Origin of the sequence: Streptomyces sp. UG1, from assembly GCF_049974585.1 — a bacterium.
Taxonomy (GTDB): Bacteria; Actinomycetota; Actinomycetes; order Streptomycetales; family Streptomycetaceae; genus Streptomyces.
The window spans coordinates 99,031-117,033 of the sequence record NZ_JBNGGG010000009.1 but is presented as its reverse complement, the minus strand read 5'-3'; the positions used below and the strand labels follow the sequence as shown (position 1 = coordinate 117,033).

Annotated in this window: 16 protein-coding genes; 9 read left to right on the top strand and 7 right to left on the bottom strand. The window is 71.5% G+C overall.

Annotated elements, in window-relative coordinates; genetic code table 11:
- Positions 1-153 precede the first annotated feature (153 nt).
- Positions 154-2,211, bottom strand: a complete 2,058-nt coding sequence (locus tag ACP4J3_RS12460; protein ID WP_426533433.1) for a DHA2 family efflux MFS transporter permease subunit — start codon at positions 2,209-2,211, stop codon at positions 154-156.
- A 171-nt stretch (positions 2,212-2,382) separates the two neighbouring features.
- Between ACP4J3_RS12460 and ACP4J3_RS12455 the strand changes: the two genes are divergently transcribed.
- Positions 2,383-3,372, top strand: a complete 990-nt coding sequence (locus ACP4J3_RS12455; RefSeq protein WP_426533432.1) for a peptidoglycan-binding protein — start codon at positions 2,383-2,385, stop codon at positions 3,370-3,372.
- Positions 3,373-3,555: 183 nt separating this feature from the next.
- Here the strand turns inward: ACP4J3_RS12455 and ACP4J3_RS12450 are convergent, their stop codons facing one another.
- Positions 3,556-4,227, bottom strand: coding sequence for an HAD family hydrolase (locus ACP4J3_RS12450; protein WP_426533431.1), 672 nt, complete (start codon positions 4,225-4,227; stop codon positions 3,556-3,558).
- 204 nt (positions 4,228-4,431) lie between these two features.
- Positions 4,432-5,013, bottom strand: coding sequence for a TMEM165/GDT1 family protein (locus ACP4J3_RS12445; protein WP_426533429.1), 582 nt, complete (start codon positions 5,011-5,013; stop codon positions 4,432-4,434).
- Positions 5,014-5,366: 353 nt separating this feature from the next.
- On the opposite strand from ACP4J3_RS12445, the gene ACP4J3_RS12440 reads away from it, so the two are divergent.
- From ACP4J3_RS12440 to ACP4J3_RS12420, 5 genes are all read left to right on the top strand, one after another.
- Complete coding sequence (locus ACP4J3_RS12440) at positions 5,367-6,020, top strand: HNH endonuclease family protein (RefSeq protein WP_426533427.1); 654 nt, start codon at positions 5,367-5,369, stop codon at positions 6,018-6,020.
- Between the two features lie 88 nt (positions 6,021-6,108).
- Positions 6,109-7,737 (top strand): alkaline phosphatase D family protein, encoded by a 1,629-nt coding sequence (locus ACP4J3_RS12435; protein ID WP_426533425.1) that lies wholly within the window; start codon positions 6,109-6,111, stop codon positions 7,735-7,737.
- 384 nt (positions 7,738-8,121) lie between these two features.
- On the top strand, positions 8,122-10,032 hold the full coding sequence (locus tag ACP4J3_RS12430) for an FAD/NAD(P)-binding protein (protein WP_426533423.1): 1,911 nt from the start codon (positions 8,122-8,124) through the stop codon (positions 10,030-10,032).
- Between the two features lie 92 nt (positions 10,033-10,124).
- Positions 10,125-10,562 (top strand): DoxX family protein, encoded by a 438-nt coding sequence (locus ACP4J3_RS12425; RefSeq protein ID WP_426533421.1) that lies wholly within the window; start codon positions 10,125-10,127, stop codon positions 10,560-10,562.
- 216 nt (positions 10,563-10,778) lie between these two features.
- The gene (locus ACP4J3_RS12420; protein ID WP_426533419.1) at positions 10,779-11,405 is read left to right on the top strand and encodes a DedA family protein; all 627 of its coding nucleotides are present in this window, start codon (positions 10,779-10,781) and stop codon (positions 11,403-11,405) included.
- Positions 11,406-11,851: 446 nt separating this feature from the next.
- Here the strand turns inward: ACP4J3_RS12420 and ACP4J3_RS12415 are convergent, their stop codons facing one another.
- Positions 11,852-12,085 carry a DUF2277 domain-containing protein gene (locus ACP4J3_RS12415; protein ID WP_426533417.1) on the bottom strand — a complete coding sequence of 78 codons (234 nt, stop codon included), beginning with the start codon at positions 12,083-12,085 and terminating at the stop codon, positions 11,852-11,854.
- Between the two features lie 96 nt (positions 12,086-12,181).
- Between ACP4J3_RS12415 and ACP4J3_RS12410 the strand changes: the two genes are divergently transcribed.
- Positions 12,182-13,087, top strand: a complete 906-nt coding sequence (locus tag ACP4J3_RS12410) for a ketopantoate reductase family protein (RefSeq protein WP_426533639.1) — start codon at positions 12,182-12,184, stop codon at positions 13,085-13,087.
- Positions 13,088-13,301: 214 nt separating this feature from the next.
- On the opposite strand, the gene ACP4J3_RS12405 is transcribed toward ACP4J3_RS12410, so the two are convergent.
- A complete protein-coding gene (locus tag ACP4J3_RS12405; protein ID WP_426533415.1) occupies positions 13,302-14,387 on the bottom strand; it encodes a barstar family protein in 1,086 nt (361 codons plus the stop codon).
- A 9-nt stretch (positions 14,388-14,396) separates the two neighbouring features.
- On the bottom strand, positions 14,397-14,990 hold the full coding sequence (locus ACP4J3_RS12400; RefSeq protein ID WP_426533413.1) for a TetR family transcriptional regulator: 594 nt from the start codon (positions 14,988-14,990) through the stop codon (positions 14,397-14,399).
- A 132-nt stretch (positions 14,991-15,122) separates the two neighbouring features.
- On the opposite strand from ACP4J3_RS12400, the gene ACP4J3_RS12395 reads away from it, so the two are divergent.
- Positions 15,123-16,196 (top strand): NAD(P)-dependent alcohol dehydrogenase, encoded by a 1,074-nt coding sequence (locus ACP4J3_RS12395; protein ID WP_426533411.1) that lies wholly within the window; start codon positions 15,123-15,125, stop codon positions 16,194-16,196.
- 24 nt (positions 16,197-16,220) lie between these two features.
- Here the strand turns inward: ACP4J3_RS12395 and ACP4J3_RS12390 are convergent, their stop codons facing one another.
- A complete protein-coding gene (locus tag ACP4J3_RS12390) occupies positions 16,221-16,763 on the bottom strand; it encodes an MOSC domain-containing protein (RefSeq protein WP_426533410.1) in 543 nt (180 codons plus the stop codon).
- A 332-nt stretch (positions 16,764-17,095) separates the two neighbouring features.
- Here ACP4J3_RS12390 and ACP4J3_RS12385 point away from each other — a divergent pair, with 332 nt between their 5' ends.
- Positions 17,096-17,992 carry an alpha/beta hydrolase gene (locus tag ACP4J3_RS12385; RefSeq protein WP_426533408.1) on the top strand — a complete coding sequence of 299 codons (897 nt, stop codon included), beginning with the start codon at positions 17,096-17,098 and terminating at the stop codon, positions 17,990-17,992.
- The last annotated feature ends 11 nt before the right edge of the window (positions 17,993-18,003 follow it).

The following is an 18,003-nucleotide window of genomic DNA, read 5'->3' as shown; positions in this document are numbered from 1 at the left end:
AGCGGCGGGCGTCAACGAACAGCACCTCCCTGCCCGACGGCAACCGCCCGGCCGAGGACGGACACCCCCCGGCACGTCCCCGACCCACAACCCACCCGCAGGCGCTACGCGCACCCCCACCGAACCGCAACGGGCCGCCGCAGGCATCTCGGCTCAACTACCACTCGCACCGGGCTGTTCCCTCTCGCACCCACACAACTCCTCGTTCAACTCCCTCACAAGCTGAACCAGATCCGTAGGCCGCCCCGCCCCCCACCAGTCCCCCAGCAACTCGGCCAACGACTCCTCCCGGACCCGGGCCAGCCGCTCCGCAACCTCCCGCCCCTTCTCGGTCAACACCAGCTCCAGCCCCTCCCGGCCGGCCAGCCCCCGCTCCTCCACCTGCCGCGCGGCATCCAGAATCACCGGCAACGGCACGGAACTGCGCTCCGCGAGCACCCCCGGCTCCACCCACCCGTACCTCTTGATCCGCAGCAACAGCCAGCTCGCCGCCGGCAGCAGGTCGTACCCCGCCCGCTCGGTGATCGTCCGATAGATCTCCCGCCGCCCCTCCCGCGTACCGAGCACCGACAGTGCCCGGCACACCTCGTCGTACGACGACCGCTCGACCGGATTGCTCGCCAGCGTCTCGGTGACATCGGGCGCGGTCACAGACCCCCGCAGCTTGTCCTCCCGCAGGAACCAGGCCAGCACGAACCCGACGACGGCAACGGGCGCGGCGTACAGGAACACATCGGTGATCGACGACGCGTACGCCTGCAACGCGGCCGGCCGCAACGCCTCCGGCAGCTCGGCGATCCGCCGCGGATCCCCCTCCAGCCCCGCCAGCGAGACCCCCTCCGGCAGCCGAACCCCCTCGAACGCGGCCACCAACTCGTCGTCCAGCCGGTTCGCGAAGATCGTCCCGAAGATCGCGACCCCGAACGACGCCCCGATCGACCGGAAGAACGTCGCCCCGGAGGTCGCGACACCGAGATCCTCGTACGACACGGCGTTCTGCACGATCAGCACGAGCACCTGCATGACCAGCCCGAGCCCCGCCCCGAAGACGAAGAAGAACACGCTCATCTCCCAGGTGGAGCTGTCCACATCGAGCTGGTGAAGCAGCAGCAGCCCCAGCACGGTGACCCCGGTCCCGGCGATGGGGAACACCTTCCACCGCCCGGTGCGGCTGACGATCTGCCCGGACCCGGTCGACGACAGCAGCATGCCGACGACCATCGGCAGCATGTGCACACCGGACATCGTCGGACTGATCCCCTGCACGACCTGGAGAAACGTCGGCAGATAGGTCATCGCGCCGAACATCGCGAACCCGACGATGAAGCTGATGACCGCGGACAGCGTGAACGTCCGCACCCGGAACAGCTTGAGCGGCAGCACCGGTTCGGCGGCCGTCCGCTCCACGGACACGAACGCGACGGCGAGCACGACCCCGAGCAGGGCCAGCCCGACGATCTGCACCGACCCCCACGCCCAGGTCGTCCCCCCGAGGGAGGCCACCAGCACCAGACACGTGGCGACGGAGGCGATCAGGAACGTCCCCAGATAGTCGATGACATGCCGGGTCGCCCGGCGCGGAATCCGCAGCACGGCGGCGATGACGGCGAGCGCGACGATCCCGAGGGGCAGATTGATGTAGAACACCCACCGCCAGCTCAGATGCTCCGTGAACACCCCGCCGAGCAGCGGCCCCAGCACACTGCTCGCCCCGAACACGGCACCGAACAGCCCTTGATACCGGCCCCGTTCCCGAGGCGGCACGATGTCCCCGACGATCGCCATCGACAGCACCATCAGCCCGCCGCCCCCGACCCCCTGAACGGCCCGGAAGGCGATGAGCTGGGTCATGTCCTGCGCCATCCCGCACAGCGCGGAGCCAACAAGAAAAATCACGATCGCGATCTGGAAGAGCCGCTTGCGCCCGTACTGGTCACCGAGCTTGCCCCACAGCGGAGTAGCGGCCGTGGACGCCAGCAGATACGCGGTCACGACCCAGGAGAGATGCTCCAGTCCGCCGAGGTCGCTGACGATGGTCGGCAGCGCGGTGGACACGATCGTCTGGTCGAGCGCGGCGAGCAGCATCCCGAGCAGCAGCGCGCCGATGGAGACGAGGGCGTTGCCGGCCACGTTCTCGGGGGCCTCACCCCGTCGCTCGGGGGGCTGCGCGTCACGCACATGCCGCGGCCTGCCGTGCGCGTCCCCGGCCATGAAGACCTCCCAAAGGTCTCGTTACCGCCCTCAATACCCCCTCCATCGTGATCGCTGTGTCCCGTTATGGCCTGTCGAGTCCCTTTGGAATGTCCCCTTCCGGGGGCTTGGGGAGATGACGTGAGGGACGTCTGCATAACCTGGGGATTTCGCGAGGGGAGGGACGAACGCGTGACAGAGCCGAGGGGAACCGAGGGAGCCGGCCGCATGTGCCCGGAGTGCGGTGCGGCGAGAGCGGCCGACAACACCCCGTCGTGCGGCTGCCGCGAGCGCGTGTCCGACGCCCTGCGCGACGCCCGTACGGCGGAGGCGGCCGCGGCGGAGGACTTCGATCCGCTGCGGATACGGCCATACGTGGAGCTGGAGGACGAGGACGCCGCGGAAACGATGCGGCTTCGCCCCCTGCAGTCACCGGAGTCGGCCGCCCCGCCGGCACCCTCGGCGCCCACACCCAGCGCCCAGGACCTGAGCCTGTTCGAGCTGGACACGACGCCGGACGACGAGGATGAGCCGGCCAGGGCCGAGGAGCCGACGGGTGCCCCTCGCCACCGCCGCACGATCCTGCTCAGCGCGGGCGGCGCGCTGGTGGCCGTGGTCACGGCGGCGGCCCTGGCGAGCGGCATGTTCAGCTACGAGGCGCCGGAGCGGCAGACGGCCCTGCCGGGCGACGCACGGGCGAGCCTCCCGGCCCCGCCGACCAGCGCGACGCCGGAGCCCTCCGCGACGTCGGAGACGGCGACGCCGACGGAGCCGGGGCCGGCATCGCCCTCGCCCTCCAAGCAGCCCTCCACCGAGAACCCGTCCGCCGCCTCACCGTCCCCGTCCCGCACGATGGCGTCGGCCCCGGCCCGCCCGACGGAACCGACGAGCGCCCCGCCGTCGACCGAGGCGCCGCCCGGCGACTCCCTGCAGGAGTCCGCCGCGCGCGAGCCCGCGCCCCCGGTCCTCCAACGGGGCGACCGGGGCCCCGAGGTCACCGAACTGGAACTCCGCCTCACGCAGCTCGGCCTGTACACGAAAGAGGCGAAGGGCACGTACAACGAGGGCGTCGAGGATGCGGTGAGCCGGTATCAGTGGGCGCGGGGGATTCAGCGGGAGGAGTACGGGGTGTACGACTTGGAGACCAGGGAGAGGCTGGAGTCGGAGACGACGGAGCCGTGAGCTGGTTCGCCCAGGAGCTCGGGGCGGTCGGTTCGATGGCGGCTGCGGGTCGTGTGTGGCTGGTCGCGCAGTTCCCCGCGCCCCTGGAGGTTGGCCTCGCGGCCGCCAACCCAGGGGCGCGGGGAACTGCGCGAGCAACCACGACCGACCCGCAGCCGCCAAACGACGAGACGACCCGAGCTCTCAGGCGATAACCACCCGCATCCCGCCATCCACCCCATCCCCAACCTCAACCCGAACCCGCCGCAAATCAGCCACCACCACATCCGGCTCATGCAACCGGGCCCGAGGCCCAACCCCCACCACCCGCATCCCCGCGGAGCGCCCCGCCTGAATTCCCGCCCCGGAGTCCTCGAACACCACACACTCCTCCGGCGCGATCCCCAGCTCGGCCGCCCCCTTCAGGAACCCCTCGGGGTCGGGCTTGCTCGCCCCGACCGACTCCGCGGTCACCCGCACACCCGGCATCCTCAGCCCGGCCGCCTGCATCCGAGCCGTGGCGAGGGCGACATCCGCCGACGTCACCAGCGCATGCGGCAACCCCCGCAGCGCGGCCAGAAACTCCGGCGCCCCCGGAATCGGCACGACGCCCTCCACGTCCGCCGTCTCCTCGGCGAGCATGCGCGCGTTGTCCGCGTGGTTCTGCTCCATCGGCCGCTCGGGCAGCAGCAGCGCCATCGAGGCGTACCCCTGCCGTCCGTGCACGACCTTCATCACCTCGTCCGCGTCCAGTCCGTGCCGCTCGGCCCAGCGACGCCAGATCCGTTCCACGACGGCGTCGGAGTTGACGAGCGTGCCGTCCATGTCGAGGAGAAGGGCACGAGCGGTGAGGACGGTGGTCGCGGTGGCCGGCATCGGCAGCTCCAAGGCGAGGGACACGGGGGTGCAGAGGTCGCCCCCCGGACGGGACAAGGTGGTCCCGCCCGCCGGTCAGGGAAAACGGGCGGGAGCCACTTTGTTCCCCCACGGTACAAAACCGATCCCCGATCGCGCCACCGCCTCCGGAAATCGTTCACCGACCGTTCAGCTCGAACCGGCTCGGGCCCGGCCCAACTCGGCTCAGCCGGAGATCGCCTCCCACAGGCTCCACACGCCCAGCGCCAGCATCACCAGCGCCGCCACCTTGGTGATCAGCCGCAGCGGCACCCGCCGCATCAGCGCCTTCCCGCCGAGGATCCCGATCGCCGCCACGCTCCACAGCGCCAGCACCGCGCCGATGCCGACCGACAGCGGATCGTCGTAGCGCGCCGCGAGATTCGCGGTCATGATCTGCGTCAGGTCCCCGAACTCGGCGACCAGGATGAGCATGAATCCGGCCCCGGACACCTTCCAGAAGGACTGGTTCTCCGGCTTGCGGATCTCCTCCTCGTCCTCGTCCTTCTTCATGAGCAGTACGGCGGCGCCACCCAGGAAGAGCACGCCCGTCAGCGCCTGCACGATCTGCTGCGGCAGCAGCGTCAGCACGCTGCCGGCCGCCACGGCCAGGGCGACATGCAGCGCGAACGCGGCGGCGACACCGGCGAAGACGTAGGAGGCGCGATAGCGCGTACCGAGGACGAGCCCGGCGAGCGCGGTCTTGTCGGGCAGTTCGGCGAGGAAGACGACGCCGAAGGCGACCGCCGTCACGGTGAAGCTGATCAAGGTTCCTCAATCGGTCGGGGCTGCCCCACCGAGAGTGCTGTACATCCTGCGAAGACACCTCGGCACGGCAGCACACGGTCAGTGCACTGCTTGCCGAAGGTCTCGCTGGCCGACCTCGTGAACGAGGTCCGCCTCCGGGCGCCGGCTCAGACGGGCTGAGCAGTATGTCGACGGTCCGGCGAAGAGCTACTCCCCTTCTGCGCCGTCCATCGTACGTGATCGTTTCGCGGTAAACCTTGTCGCGTCATGTACGCGTCATTAGCTTCTTACCCGACGCACACCTCCCCGCAACGCCGCGTCGCGAGCATTCCCTCGCTCGCACGCCAACATCCCCACCTCCCAAGGGAGTCAGCATGTCGAAGCTCTACGCGCGTCGACGGGCCAGCCGGGTCGGCATACTCGCGGCCCTCAGCGGCCTCATAGCCTCCGTCGCACTGTTCAACGCCCCGACCGCCTCCGCCGCGCTCCCCACCCCCGTCAGCGCCGCCACCGCCCGCGGCTACCTCGCCCAGCTCACCGTGGCCTCCGAGAACCGCACCGGCTACAGCCGCGACCTCTTCCCGCACTGGATCACCATCAGCGGCTCCTGCAACACTCGTGAGACCGTCCTCAAGCGGGACGGCGAGAACGTCGTCACCAGCTCCACCTGCGCCGCCACCAGCGGCAGCTGGTACTCCCCGTTCGACGGCGCCACCTGGTACGCCGCCTCCGACGTCGACATCGACCACCTCGTGCCGCTGGCCGAGGCCTGGGACTCCGGCGCCGGCGACTGGACCACCTCGCGGCGCCAGTCCTTCGCCAACGACCTCACCCGCCCGCAGCTCCTCGCGGTCACGGACAACGTGAACCAGGCCAAGGGCGACAAGGACCCGGCCGAGTGGATGCCCTCGCGCACCGCCTACCGCTGCACCTACGTCCGCGCCTGGGTCCAGGTGAAGTACTACTACGACCTCTCGGTCGACTCGGCGGAGAAGTCCGCGCTGACGAACTACCTGAACGCCTGCTGAATCGTTCCGGCGATCAGGCAGGGCCCGGAACCTCCCCGTTCTCCTCCGTCGTTCCGTACCGTACGGGGCGACGGAGGAGGGCGATGACGTGGGCGAGCTGCGCCTGGGACCACTGCTGAGGTACGTCGACGGATCGTCCGCGACCGTCTGGGTCGAGGCGAGCCGCCCGTGCACCGCCGAGGTGCGCGGCGCCGGAGGCGCCCGCGGCGAGTCCCGCACCTTCCAGATCGCGGGCCACCACTATGCCCTGATCCCGGTGACCGGCCTCACCCCGGGCACGGCGCAGCCGTACGAGGTCTTCCTCGACGGCACGCGCGTGTGGCCGCTCGCCGGCTCCCCGTTCCCGCCCTCGCTCATCCGCACCCCGTCCGCCGACGACCCCGTCCGCCTCACCTTCGGCTCCTGCCGCTGGGCCGCGCCGCCCGCCGACGAGAAGGACCCCGTCGGCCCGGACGCCCTGGACACGCTGGCCGGCCGGATCGCGGCCGACCCGGACGGTGAGCGCCCGGACGTACTGGTGCTGCTGGGCGATCAGGTGTACGCCGACAACACCTCCCGGGCGACCCGGCGCTGGCTCGCCGCCCGCCGCGACCTGAGCGACCCGCCGGGTTACGAGGTCGCGGACTACGAGGAGTACACCCGGCTCTACTACGAGTCCTGGCTCGACCCCGAGGTGCGCTGGCTGCTGTCCACCGTGCCGAGCTGCATGATCTTCGACGACCACGACGTCATCGACGACTGGAACACCTCCGCCGCCTGGCTCGCCGACATGCGGGCCACCCCGTGGTGGCGCGAGCGGCTGCTGAGCGGCCTGATGTCGTACTGGGTGCACCAGCACCTCGGCAACCTCTCCCCGGCCGAGCTGGCCACCGACCCGCTCTACGCCGCCGTACGCGAAACCCCCGACGGCACCGACGCGTTGCGCTCCTTCGCGAGCAGGGCGGACGCCGACCCGGAGTCGGTCCGCTGGAGCTATCGGCGCGACTTCGGGCGGGTGCGGCTGCTGATGGTGGACACGCGGGCGGCCCGGGTCCTCGACGAGGGCGGGCGCTCGATGCTCGACCCGGGCGAGGAGCGATGGCTGCGCGAGCAGGCGCTCGACGCCCCCGGTTCCTGCGACCACCTCCTCATCGGTACGTCCCTGCCCTGGCTGCTGCCGCACCTGGTGCACGACGCCGAGGGCTGGAACGCGGCGCTGTGCCGGGGTGAGCGCGGGGAGCGCTGGGCGCGGTTCGGGGAGGATCTGCGGCGGCGGGCCGATCTGGAGCACTGGGCGGCGTTCCCGCCGTCCTTCGACGCGCTGGCGGCGCTGATCGCCGAGGCCGGATCGGGGCCCGGGGCACCGGCGACGGTGTGCGTGCTGTCCGGCGACGTGCACCACGCGTACGTGGCCGAGCCGGCCTGGCCGAAGGGCGAGGGCCCCGACGCCCGCGTCTTCCAACTCACCTGTTCCCCCGTCCACAACGCCATCCACCTGGCGGTCCGCCTCGGCTTCCGCTTCGGCTGGAGCGGGGTGGCGCGCCGGCTGGGCCGCCGGTTCGCCGGGCACGGGGGGTGTCCGAAGCCGCCGATCGACTGGCGTCGGACGGGTGGGCCGTGGTTCGGCAACCAGTTGATGACGCTGACGTTGAGGGGGCGTTCGGCGCGGTTGCGGTTGGAGCAGGCGCGGGGCGCTGCGCGGCTTCGGGTGGTGGCGGAGTCGGAGCTTGTGCCGTGAGGGTGGGGCGGGGCGCCTGAGAGCTCGGGGTGTTCGGTGCGTTGGCGGCCGCGGGTTGTCGTGGGTTGCTCGCGCAGTTCCCCGCGCCCCTGGGTTGGCAGCGGTGCAGCCAACCTCAAGGGGCGCGGGGAACTGCGCGACCAGCCACACACAACCCGCATCCGCCGACGAACCCGAAGCCCCCCGAACCCACCGCGAAGTCCGAACTCACCCCACATTCACCCCGTTCCGACCGCTTGCCACCGGCGTGGCACGGGATGCTCGTGAGGCATCCCACACTCGCCCACCCCGACGCCCGGTCAACGTCACTCCCGACGGCATGATGAGCCGGACCGTCCGCTTCCGCGGAGCGCTCCGCGCCCCACACGCCCGGGAGTCACCCCTTTGACCGCACCGACCTCCGCACCGACCCCGGCCTCCCCCACGGTCTCCGTCGCCCTGGTCGGCGCCGGGCCCCGCGGCACGAGTGTTCTGGAACGGCTGTGCGCCTCCGCCCGCGAGCTTCTGCCGCCCGGGGCACGCCTCACCGTCCATGTGGTCGATCCGGCGCCGCCCGGGGCCGGGCAGGTGTGGCGGACCGGGCAGTCGTCCGAGCTGCTGATGAACACGGTGTCCTCGCAGGTCACCCTGTTCACCGACGACAGCGTGGACTGCTCGGGCCCGATCCGCCCCGGCCCCAGCCTGTACGACTGGGCGGCGGGCGAGCTGGGCCCGGACGAGTACCCGACCCGCGCCCACTACGGCCGTTACCTGGAGTGGGTGTTCGCGAAGACCGTGCGCGAGGCGCCTCCCGCCGTGCGCGTCGAGACGTACCGGGCCCGTGCCGTACGGCTCGACGACGCGCCCGACGGCCGCCAGGTGCTCGCCCTCGACGACGGCCGCGTCCTGCCCGCACTGTCCGCCGTGGTGCTGGCGCAGGGCCATCTGCCGACCTCCGCCGGCCCGACCGAGCGCCGGCACACCGCGTACGCCGAGCGCCATGGCCTGCGGTACGTCCCGCCCGCCAATCCGGCCGACGTCGACCTGTCCGCCGTAGGCCCCGGCGAGCCGGTGCTGTTGCGCGGTCTGGGCCTCAACTTCTTCGACCACATGGCCCTGTTGACGACCGGCCGCGGCGGCCGCTTCGCCCGGGACGCCGAGGGCCTGCGCTACCTCCCCTCCGGCAACGAGCCGCGCCTGTACGCCGGTTCGCGGCGCGGCATCCCGTACCAGGCGCGCGGCGACAACGCGAAGGGGCCGTACGGCCGCCATCTCCCACTCGTGCTGACCCCGGAGGTGATCGCGGGCTTTCGCAAGCGCGCGGACTCGGGCGAGGCACCCGACTTCCTCGCGGAGATATGGCCGTTGGTGGCGAAGGAGGTGGAGACGGTGTACTACGCGGCGCTGATACCGGGGGATCGGCGACCGGAGTTCACCGAGCGCTTCCTCGCCGTGCCCCATCGGGACGCCCAGGAGGTGCGGCTGCTCGACGAGTTCGGGGTCCCCGGGCACGAGCGCTGGAGCTGGGACCGGGTCTCGCGCCCGTACACGGAGTGCGACTTCTCCACTCCCCGGCAGTGGCGCGACTGGCTGCTGGCGTATCTGCGCGAGGACGCCGCGCAGGCCGCCCGGGGCAATGTGCACGGCCCGCTGAAGTCGGCCCTGGACGTGCTGCGCGACCTGCGCAACGAGCTGCGGCTGATCGTCGACCACGGCGGCCTGAGCGGCGACTCGCGCCGGGACCACCTGGACCGCTGGTACACGCCGCTCAACGCGTTCCTGTCCATCGGCCCGCCCCGGCGGCGCGTGGAGGAGCTGGCGGCCCTGATGGAGGCGGGTGTGGCGGAAGTGCTCGGGCCCCGTCTTGAGGTGCGGGAGGAGGCGGGGGCCTGGGTGGCGCACTCCCCCGAGGTGCCGGGCTCGGCGGTGCGGGCGACGACGCTCGTAGAGGCGCGGCTACCCGAACCCGACCTGCGCCGCACGGCGGACGAGCTGCTGGCCGGGCTGCTGAAGAAGGGGCAGTGCCGGCCGCACCTCGTCGACGGCTACGAGACCGGCGGGCTGGACGTGACGGCGCGGCCGTATCGGCTCATCGACCGCCGGGGGCGGGCGCACCCGCGGCGGTTCGCGTTCGGGGTGCCCACGGAGGGGGTGCACTGGGTGACGGCGGCAGGGGCGCGACCCGGTGTGGATTCGGTCACACTTTCGGACGCTGATGGGGTGGCGAGGGCGGTGCTACGTGCGGCTACTCCCGGGACCGAGGAGGTTTCCGGCGCTCAAACCTGGCCGAATGTTGAACTTGCAAGCATCGACTAGGACTGCCTAGCGTGTGGTTACCGCTCAGTATCCGTCCACACCATTCCCTCACAGGGAATCGGTTGACCTTTCAGCCGAGGGAGTCCCCCCACATGACCGGTCGCCTTAACAGCGCCCAGCCGTATGCCATCGGCCTGTTCCGCATCGTCGTCGGCCTGCTCTTCGCCTGCCACGGCGCCAACACGCTCTTCGGCACGTTCGGAGGCCAGACCCCGCCGGCCGGCACCTGGCCCTACTGGTACTCCGCCGTGATCGAACTCGTCGGCGGCAGCCTGGTCCTGCTCGGCCTCGGCACCCGCGCCGCGGCGTTCATAGCCTCCGGCGCGATGGCGTACGCGTACTTCAAGGTCCACCAGCCGCAGGCCCTGTGGCCCATCGAGAACAAGGGCGAAGGTGCCGCCATGTACTGCTGGGCCATGTTCCTGCTGATCTTCACCGGCTCCGGCGCGTTCGGCGTCGACCGGCTGTTCGCCAAGCGCTCCGGCGCACCGGGCAGGACGACGGCCGAGCAGCGGCCGGTCGCGGCCTGACGGCGGCTCACCCGCGAGATCACGCTGCCGCCTGGCGCCGTTTGTCGTCGTCCGGGGGCAGCAGGGTGAACATGCTGTGCCGAACACACGAGCCCCCGATGAATCTCCTGTCACACCACCGGCGTACGCTGTATGGCTGTCATAGGCCGCCCCTGCCGCTCCCCCGCGACGTCGCGGCACGGTCTGGCCACGGGGGTGAAGACGGGGAGTTTTGCGGTGCTCGAGGGGCTCGAGGACGTGGGTTCGCTGACGGCGGTCCCATGGATCTATGTGGTGGTCGCACTGTCGGTGCTGCTGGACGTGTTCGTACCGGTCCTGCCCAGCGGCGTCCTGGTGATCACGGCGGCCACGGCCGCGGCGGCCGGCTCGGGCGCGGCGACCGGACAGGTCCCCGGTGAAGTCCCCGACCTGCTGGCCCTGACGCTCTGCGCCGCGACCGCCTCCGTCCTGGGTGACCTGGTCGCCTACCGCCTCGCCTGGCGCGGCGGCGCCCGACTGGACCGCGCGATCGCCCGCTCCCGCCGTCTGTCCTCCGCGCAGGAACGTCTCGGCGCGGCCCTGGCACGAGGCGGCGGCGCCCTGGTCGTCCTCGCCCGCTTCGCCCCCGCGGGCCGCTCGGTGGTCTCCCTGAGCGCCGGCGCCACCCACCGCAGCGCCCGCGACTTCCTCCCCTGGTCCGCCCTGGCCGGCCTGGCCTGGGCCGCCTACAGCGTGGCCCTCGGCTATTTCGGCGCCCAGTGGCTGGGGGCGACGTGGCTGGCGACCGGGGTGTCGGTGGCGGCGCTGTTCGCGGCGGGGGCGGGGGCTACGTATTTGGTGCGGCGGGGGCCTGCGGAGGCGTAGGCGTACGGTACGGGTCCTCTACGGCTACGCGTGCCTCTGCAGCTACGGGTACCTCTACAACTACGGGTACCTGCACGGCTGTGGGGACGTGCACGGCTGTGGGGCCCTCCACGGCTGTGGCGCCCTCCACGGCTGTGGCGCCCTCCACGGCTGTGGCGCCCTCCACGGCTGTGGGGACGTGCACGGCTGTGGGTACCTGCACGGTCCTGGCCCGCGCCCCTCGGTCGGCTCCGACCGCCCAGGTGGAGCTGCCGCTAGCCGGCCGGCTCGGATGTCGCCGTCTCCATCTGCTCGGCGGGCTCGCGGTCCTGGCGGGCTCCGGATCGCGGGCGCGCCCGGCCGGTGATCGGCTACGCGCCCGCTCCTGCTGCTCGGGCCGTTCCACCGCCACCGGCTGGGCGGGCCGGCCGACCTCCGGTCTCCCGGCCGGCTCAGCCGGCCCCGGGCTACCCGGCCGCCCTACGCGCCGGCGCCCCTCGTACCTCCAGCCCGCCGAGTAGCTGGGCCGTGGCCTCGGCGATGGTGTCCACGGCCTGGTCGAAGACCTCTCGGTTGTGGGCGGCCGGGGCCCGGAAGCCGGAGACCTTGCGCACGTACTGGAGGGCCGCAGCCCGGATCTCCTCCCGCGTGGCCTCCTCGGGCAACGCGGGCGGACGGAGTGTCTTGATGCTGCGGCACATGCAGAACAGTCTCCCTCGGGGAGGGCCCCGCATGCCATGATCGAGTCCAAGGCGGCCACCGCACGGCACGCGGGGCCGACCGACGAGAGGATGCGCATGACGGCGAACGACGAACTCACCGTGGCGGTACTCGGCCCCGGCGGCATAGGCGGCCTGCTCGCCGCTCTCCTGTCCAGGTCCGGCCACCGCGTCATCTGCCTGGCCGGCGACGACACGGCGAAGGCCCTGCGTACGACCGGTATCCACGTCCGCAGCGAGGTGTTCGGCGACTTCCGGGCCGACGTCGAGGCGGACACCGAGCTCCGTGAACCGGTGGACGCCTGCCTGATCGCGGTCAAGGCGACCACCCTCGAGGCGGCCCTGACCCGCGTCCCGCCCACAGCCCTGGGCGACGCCTTGGTCATACCGTTCCTGAACGGCGTGGAGCACCCCGCCTCCCTCCGCACCCGGTACCGCCCGGACCGCGTGGCCCCCGCCACCATCCGCGCCGAGTCGACCCGCGTCGCCCCGGGGGAGATCGAGCACGGCACCCCCTTCGCCGAGATCGACCTCACCGGTGATCCGGTCCCCGCCGACCGCCTGGAAGCCCTGGCACGGGTCCTCGACGCGGCCGGCCCCACGACCCGGGTCCACGCCGACGAGTCGGCAACCCTGTGGGCCAAGATGTCCTTGCTGGCGCCCTTCGCCTTGCTCACCACCCGCTACGCCCTCCCCATCGGCGACGTACTCACCCACCACCGCGAGGAGTTGACGTCCCTCGTCGAGGAGGTGACAGCCGTCAGCGGCGCCTGTGGCGGACCCACCGACCCGGCCGGGACCTTCGCCCGCTACGAGGCCTTCCCGCACGGCACGAAGTCCTCGATGCAACGCGACGCCGAGTCCGGCCGCCCCCTCGAACTGGACGCCATCGGCGGCGCGTTGCTGCGCGCGGCGGAGCGGCACGGGGTGCCGGTGCCGGTGGCGGCCCGCGTGGTGGGCGAGTTGAGGGCCGCGGGCCACTGACCCTTGCCCCGTGACCAGGCGGCCTCCTCGGCGTCGTACGCAACGAGATCGGCGTCGTCACCTGCCCGGACGGCCGCACGTACGCCGCCGCCGTCTTTCACCAGAGCCCGACCGGAAGCGGACGAGACCGCGATCAACACGGCCATCGGAACCGCGACCGCCCGCGTCATCACCGCAGTGCGCGGCCCGGACACACCCGGTGGCGGACGCCGATTCACGCGAAGGTGACGCGCATCCGGCCCTCGGTCAGGACTTCGAGCACCAGGGCGAGTAGGTCGTACGGTTCGCCCTGCGGGGTCAGGACCTGGGACAGGTGCTCGCGCGCGGGCGCGGCGTCCCGCCAGAGCAGGGTCGCCGGCGCGGTGTGGCCGAAGTCGCCGCGCAGACAGTCCACGAGGGCGTCGACGCAGCCGCCGAAGTAGCCGCCCGGCCCGTTGACGGCCTCGCCGAGTGCCAGGAAGAGGCCCGGCTCGTCGGTGATGTGCCGGCCGTCCAGCTCGTACACCTGCCCGGCCGGTCGGCTCCGGTGCTCGAGCCGGCAGCCCCGCTCGCGGACGAGCCCGAGCCAGGCCTCCCGCTGCCGGGTGTCCAGGCCGGCCCAGAGGCCGGGGGTCTGTGGCGGGCCGGCGAGCCAACGGTCCCAGAGGGGACGGGCATGTGCGGGTACGGGACTGTCGATCTCTCCGTCGAGTTCAAGGTCCATCAGATCCGGCCCGTGGGAGGACGGGCGCCAAGAACGGACCCTGGGCCGCAGCAGCCGGTCGGTGAGCGGATCGCCGCTGTCGTCCCGTATCTCCAGCCAGGCCTCGTCCAGGTCCAGCGCGCGCCGCGCGCCCGTGACCATCGCCCGCCGCAGTCGCTCGCCCGGTGCGAGGCCCCGCAGGACGAGCTGGGGCGCGGCCTGCTCGTCGGGCAGGACGCGCGCGAACTCCCGGCACGAGCCCAGCCACCGGTACCCGTCGTGCAGCCGGACCGGACCCCGGTGTCCCTCCGGCGGGCCCAGGTAGTCGTCGATGCCAGTGAGCACGAGAGCATCCGTGCGCGGGTGCGGTCCGAGGCTCTCCGCGTCCTCCAGCAGCCATGCGTCCAGCGCGCCGTCCTCCGGCACCAGCCACACCCGGCACCCGACCCAGCCGCGCACCTCACCGCCGTCCGGCACCCAGCCGAAGAGTTCGTACGTCCCGCGCCCGGGTTCCCGGAAAAGCCCCTCCACCTCGGCACAGACACCCCAGATGTGGCCGTGCTCCGACTCCGTCAGGGCGTAACGCCCCTGCCCGCGACGGCCGTTGCTCTCATGCACGGTGGGAATCTAGCGCTGCTCGGGCGTCATGGCGCGGCGGACGCTCTCCCGGAGCATCAGCCGACGCTGCTCGTGCAGTTCGGGGGGCTCCTGCGCGGTCGCGGCGTAGACATTGCTGACCGGAGACCACGCCATCGACATGGCGATCACCATGGCCATCACGTCGAACGGGTCTCCCTGGCGCACCAGACCGGCGGCCTGGGCCTCGGCGATGGCGCGCAGCTTGGGGTCGTCGAGGCGGTCGGGGTCGTCGACCAGATGGCCGGCCGGGCGGCGCTCCAGGCGTGCCCAGGTGGCCAGTCGGATGAGGTCGGGGCGGCGGAGATACTCGTCGTAGAGGCGTACGGCCCAGTCCGCGAGGTCGGTGGCGTCGATCGGGACGACATTCATGATCCGCTCGAGCGAGCCGAAGAAGATGGCGTCGAAGAGCCCTTCCTTGCTGCCGAAGTAGCCGTAGAGCTGCGCCTTGTTGGTGCGCGCCCCGGCCACGATCCGCTCGACGCGCGCACCGGCGATCCCGTGCTCGGCGAACTCCTGGGTCGCCACATCGAGGATGCGCCGGTACGTCGCGGCTCCACGCGTGCTCAGGGGCTGATCAGCCATGCCTGGAGATTAACAGACAGAACAGTTGGTTTGCCTACGGGCTCGGATGCACCTACGTTGATAGACCGAACAGTCTGTCTGATCTGTCTGATCTTCTTAGCGTTCTTTTCTCAGTGTCTTGATGGAGGCGTCATGAGGAGCACCGTCGGCTGGCAGGTGCAGGAGCAGGAGCACGCGGAAGACCCGTCGCCGCCCCTGCGGCGGGCACCGCTGGAACGGCGCGACCTGCGCCCCGACGACCTCGCCGTCCGGGTCGACTACTGCGGTGTCTGCCACACCGATGTGCACGCCATCGACAGCGCCCGGTCCGGTGAAGGGGGCCGGCCGCTGGTGCCGGGGCACGAGTTCACGGGCGTGGTGACCGAGACCGGACCCGCGGTCACCCGGTTCACCGTCGGCGACCCGGTCGCAGTGGGCAACATCGTCGACTCGTGCGGCGAGTGCGCCATGTGCCGGGCCGGACAGGAGAACTTCTGCCACGCCTTCCCGACCCTGACCTACGGCGGCGTCGACCGGCACGACAGATCGACGACCCTGGGGGCCTACTCCCGCGAGTACGTCGTCCGCGACCGCTTCGCCTACCCGCTCCCCGCCGCGCTGGACCCGGCCGCCGCCGCGCCTCTGCTCTGCGCCGGGATCACCGTCTGGGAACCACTGCACGCCCTCGACGCCGGGCCCGGGACCCACGTCGCCGTGGCGGGGCTGGGCGGCCTGGGCCATCTCGCAGTCAGGATCGCCGTGGCGCTCGGCGCCGACACCTCGGTCGTCAGCCGCTCACCGGACAAGGCCGACGACGCCCGCCGCCTCGGCGCCACCGGTCTCATCGTCTCCTCCGACCCGGGACAGATGGCTGCCGCCCGCGACCGGTTCGACATCGTCATCGACACCATCTCCGCCCCGCACGACCTCGGTCCCTACCTGCGCCTGGTCGCCATGGACGGGACGCTCAGCCACCTCGGACACCTCGGCCCCGTCACCGTGGAGACCACCGACCTGCTGGTGGGACGCAAGAAGCTCAGCTCCGCGGGCAGCGGCGGCAGGCACGCGACCGCCGCCATGCTCGACTTCTGCGCCGCGCACGGCATCACCGCCGACGTCGAGGTGCTCCCCTCATCGCGCGTGCACGAGGCCCTCGACCGCCTCCGCCACAACGATGTCCGCTACCGCTTCGTTCTCGACATGTCCGACCTTGACTGGCCTGCGTAGCGAACTCCCGTAGCGGGCCAGGGCTCAGACGCGGTCCAGCGGCCGGTGCGGCCCATCCGGAAGCTCCACCTTGATCACGTCACCGGGGCGCACCACACCGCCCTCCTTCACGATGCCCATGATCCCGGCCTTCCGTACGACGTTCCCGTCCTCGTCCCGGCCGACGACCTGCTTCAGCAGCCCTTCCTGGAAGGCGTCGATCTGCAGGCACGGATTGCGCAGGCCGGTCACCTCCACCACCGCCTCGCCACCGATGCGCAGGACCGTGCCGACGGGCAGGCCGAGCAGGTCGATGCCGCGCGTGGTGATGTTCTCGCCGAGTTCACCGGGCGCCACCCGGAATCCCGTCGTGCCGACCTCGGCGAACAACTCCTCGTGGATGAGGTGCACCTGACGCAGGTTCGGCTGTGTGGGATCCTGCGCGACGCGCGAGCGGTGCTTGACCGTCACACCGGCGTGGACGTCGCCCTCCACGCCCAGCCCGGCGAGCAGGGTGATGCTCTCCCGGTTCGGCTTGGTGAACGAGTACTCACCGTTGCTGCTGACCGCCGTCACCGTTCCGCTCATCGTCCAGAACCTCCTTCTCGGCAGCGGTGATCGCCGACAGCGGGATCACCCAGGACCGAATTGTCGCTTCCTCAGGGCATGTTCAGGTAGGAGAGGACCCCGCGCGCGAGATCCCCGGGGCAAAGCACAGGCTGAGCGGGCCGAAGCCATCTGAACGGCGCCACGCGCTCCAGCCTGCGCCGGTGGCTCTCGCACGATGTCGGCACGCGGCGTCACCTCTCGTCGTTCCTCCGGCCACCACAGGACGTGACCGATCGCGTCAAGTTCCAGCGTCGCGATCGTGCGCACCAAACCCTTTGAGACGGCTCGTGATCTCTCCTAGGTTGGCCCACGTGACGATCGAGGTGCCCTACCAGTCGCTTCCGGTTGACCAGTCGGACGTTCGCTATGCCCACGGCCCCGACTCGGCTGTCCAGCCCGGCGTGCCTGTCGGCGAGACGATCGAGTTCGGCTGGAAGGACAGCGCGATCTACCCGGGCACGTCCCGGAAGTTCTGGGTTCACGTGCCCGCCCGGTACGACCCCGCACAGCCGGCGTCACTGATGGTGTTCCAGGACGGATGGTGGTACCTGGATCCCGAAGGAGAGGTCCGCGGCGCGATCGTCCTGGACAACCTCGTCCACCGCGGCGACATCCCGGTGACCATCGGCGTGTTCGTCGATCCCGGCGTCTTCCCCGACGCCGGGGACCCGAAGAACCGCAACGCCGAGTACGACGCGTTCGACGACCGGTACGTCAGTTTTCTCCTGGCCGAGATCATCCCCGAGGTCGCGCAGCGGTACACGATCGCCGAGGACCCCGACCGGTGGGGCATCTGTGGTGGCAGCAGCGGCGGCAACTGCGCCTTCACCGCGGCGTGGCTGCGCCCGGACAAGTTCCGCCGCGTCATCGGGTACCTGTCCAGCTTCACGCAGATGCCAGGCGGCAACCCCTACCCCGAACTGATCCCCGGCGTTCCCCGCAAGCCGCTGCGCGTCTTCCTGCAAGCGGGCCATCGCGACCTGCGCTGGAACGAGCCCGAAGCGAACTGGCTCGCCAACAACCTGCGCGTCGCGGCCGCCCTTGCGGAAGCCGGATACGACTTCCGCCTCGTCCTGGGCGACGGCGGGCACAGCCCCAACCACGGTGGAGTCCTGCTCCCCGATGCCTTGCGCTGGTTGTGGCGGTCGGATGATCGCCTGGAGGGGCCGGTCGGCGAAGGGCTCGACCACCCCGTCCCTGGAACGTGAGGCCAACTCTG

Excerpts from the sequence above, each read along its gene's own strand:
- ACP4J3_RS12460 (WP_426533433.1), bottom strand. The coding sequence starts at position 2,211 with ATGGCCGGGGACGCGCACGGCAGGCCGCGGCATGTGCGTGACGCGCAG.
- ACP4J3_RS12450 (WP_426533431.1), bottom strand. The coding sequence starts at position 4,227 with ATGCCGGCCACCGCGACCACCGTCCTCACCGCTCGTGCCCTTCTCCTC.
- ACP4J3_RS12440 (WP_426533427.1), top strand. The coding sequence starts at position 5,367 with ATGTCGAAGCTCTACGCGCGTCGACGGGCCAGCCGGGTCGGCATACTC.
- ACP4J3_RS12425 (WP_426533421.1), top strand. The coding sequence starts at position 10,125 with ATGACCGGTCGCCTTAACAGCGCCCAGCCGTATGCCATCGGCCTGTTC.
- ACP4J3_RS12415 (WP_426533417.1), bottom strand. The coding sequence starts at position 12,085 with ATGTGCCGCAGCATCAAGACACTCCGTCCGCCCGCGTTGCCCGAGGAG.
- ACP4J3_RS12410 (WP_426533639.1), top strand. The coding sequence starts at position 12,182 with ATGACGGCGAACGACGAACTCACCGTGGCGGTACTCGGCCCCGGCGGC.
- ACP4J3_RS12400 (WP_426533413.1), bottom strand. The coding sequence starts at position 14,990 with ATGGCTGATCAGCCCCTGAGCACGCGTGGAGCCGCGACGTACCGGCGC.
- ACP4J3_RS12395 (WP_426533411.1), top strand. The coding sequence starts at position 15,123 with ATGAGGAGCACCGTCGGCTGGCAGGTGCAGGAGCAGGAGCACGCGGAA.
- ACP4J3_RS12390 (WP_426533410.1), bottom strand. The coding sequence starts at position 16,763 with ATGAGCGGAACGGTGACGGCGGTCAGCAGCAACGGTGAGTACTCGTTC.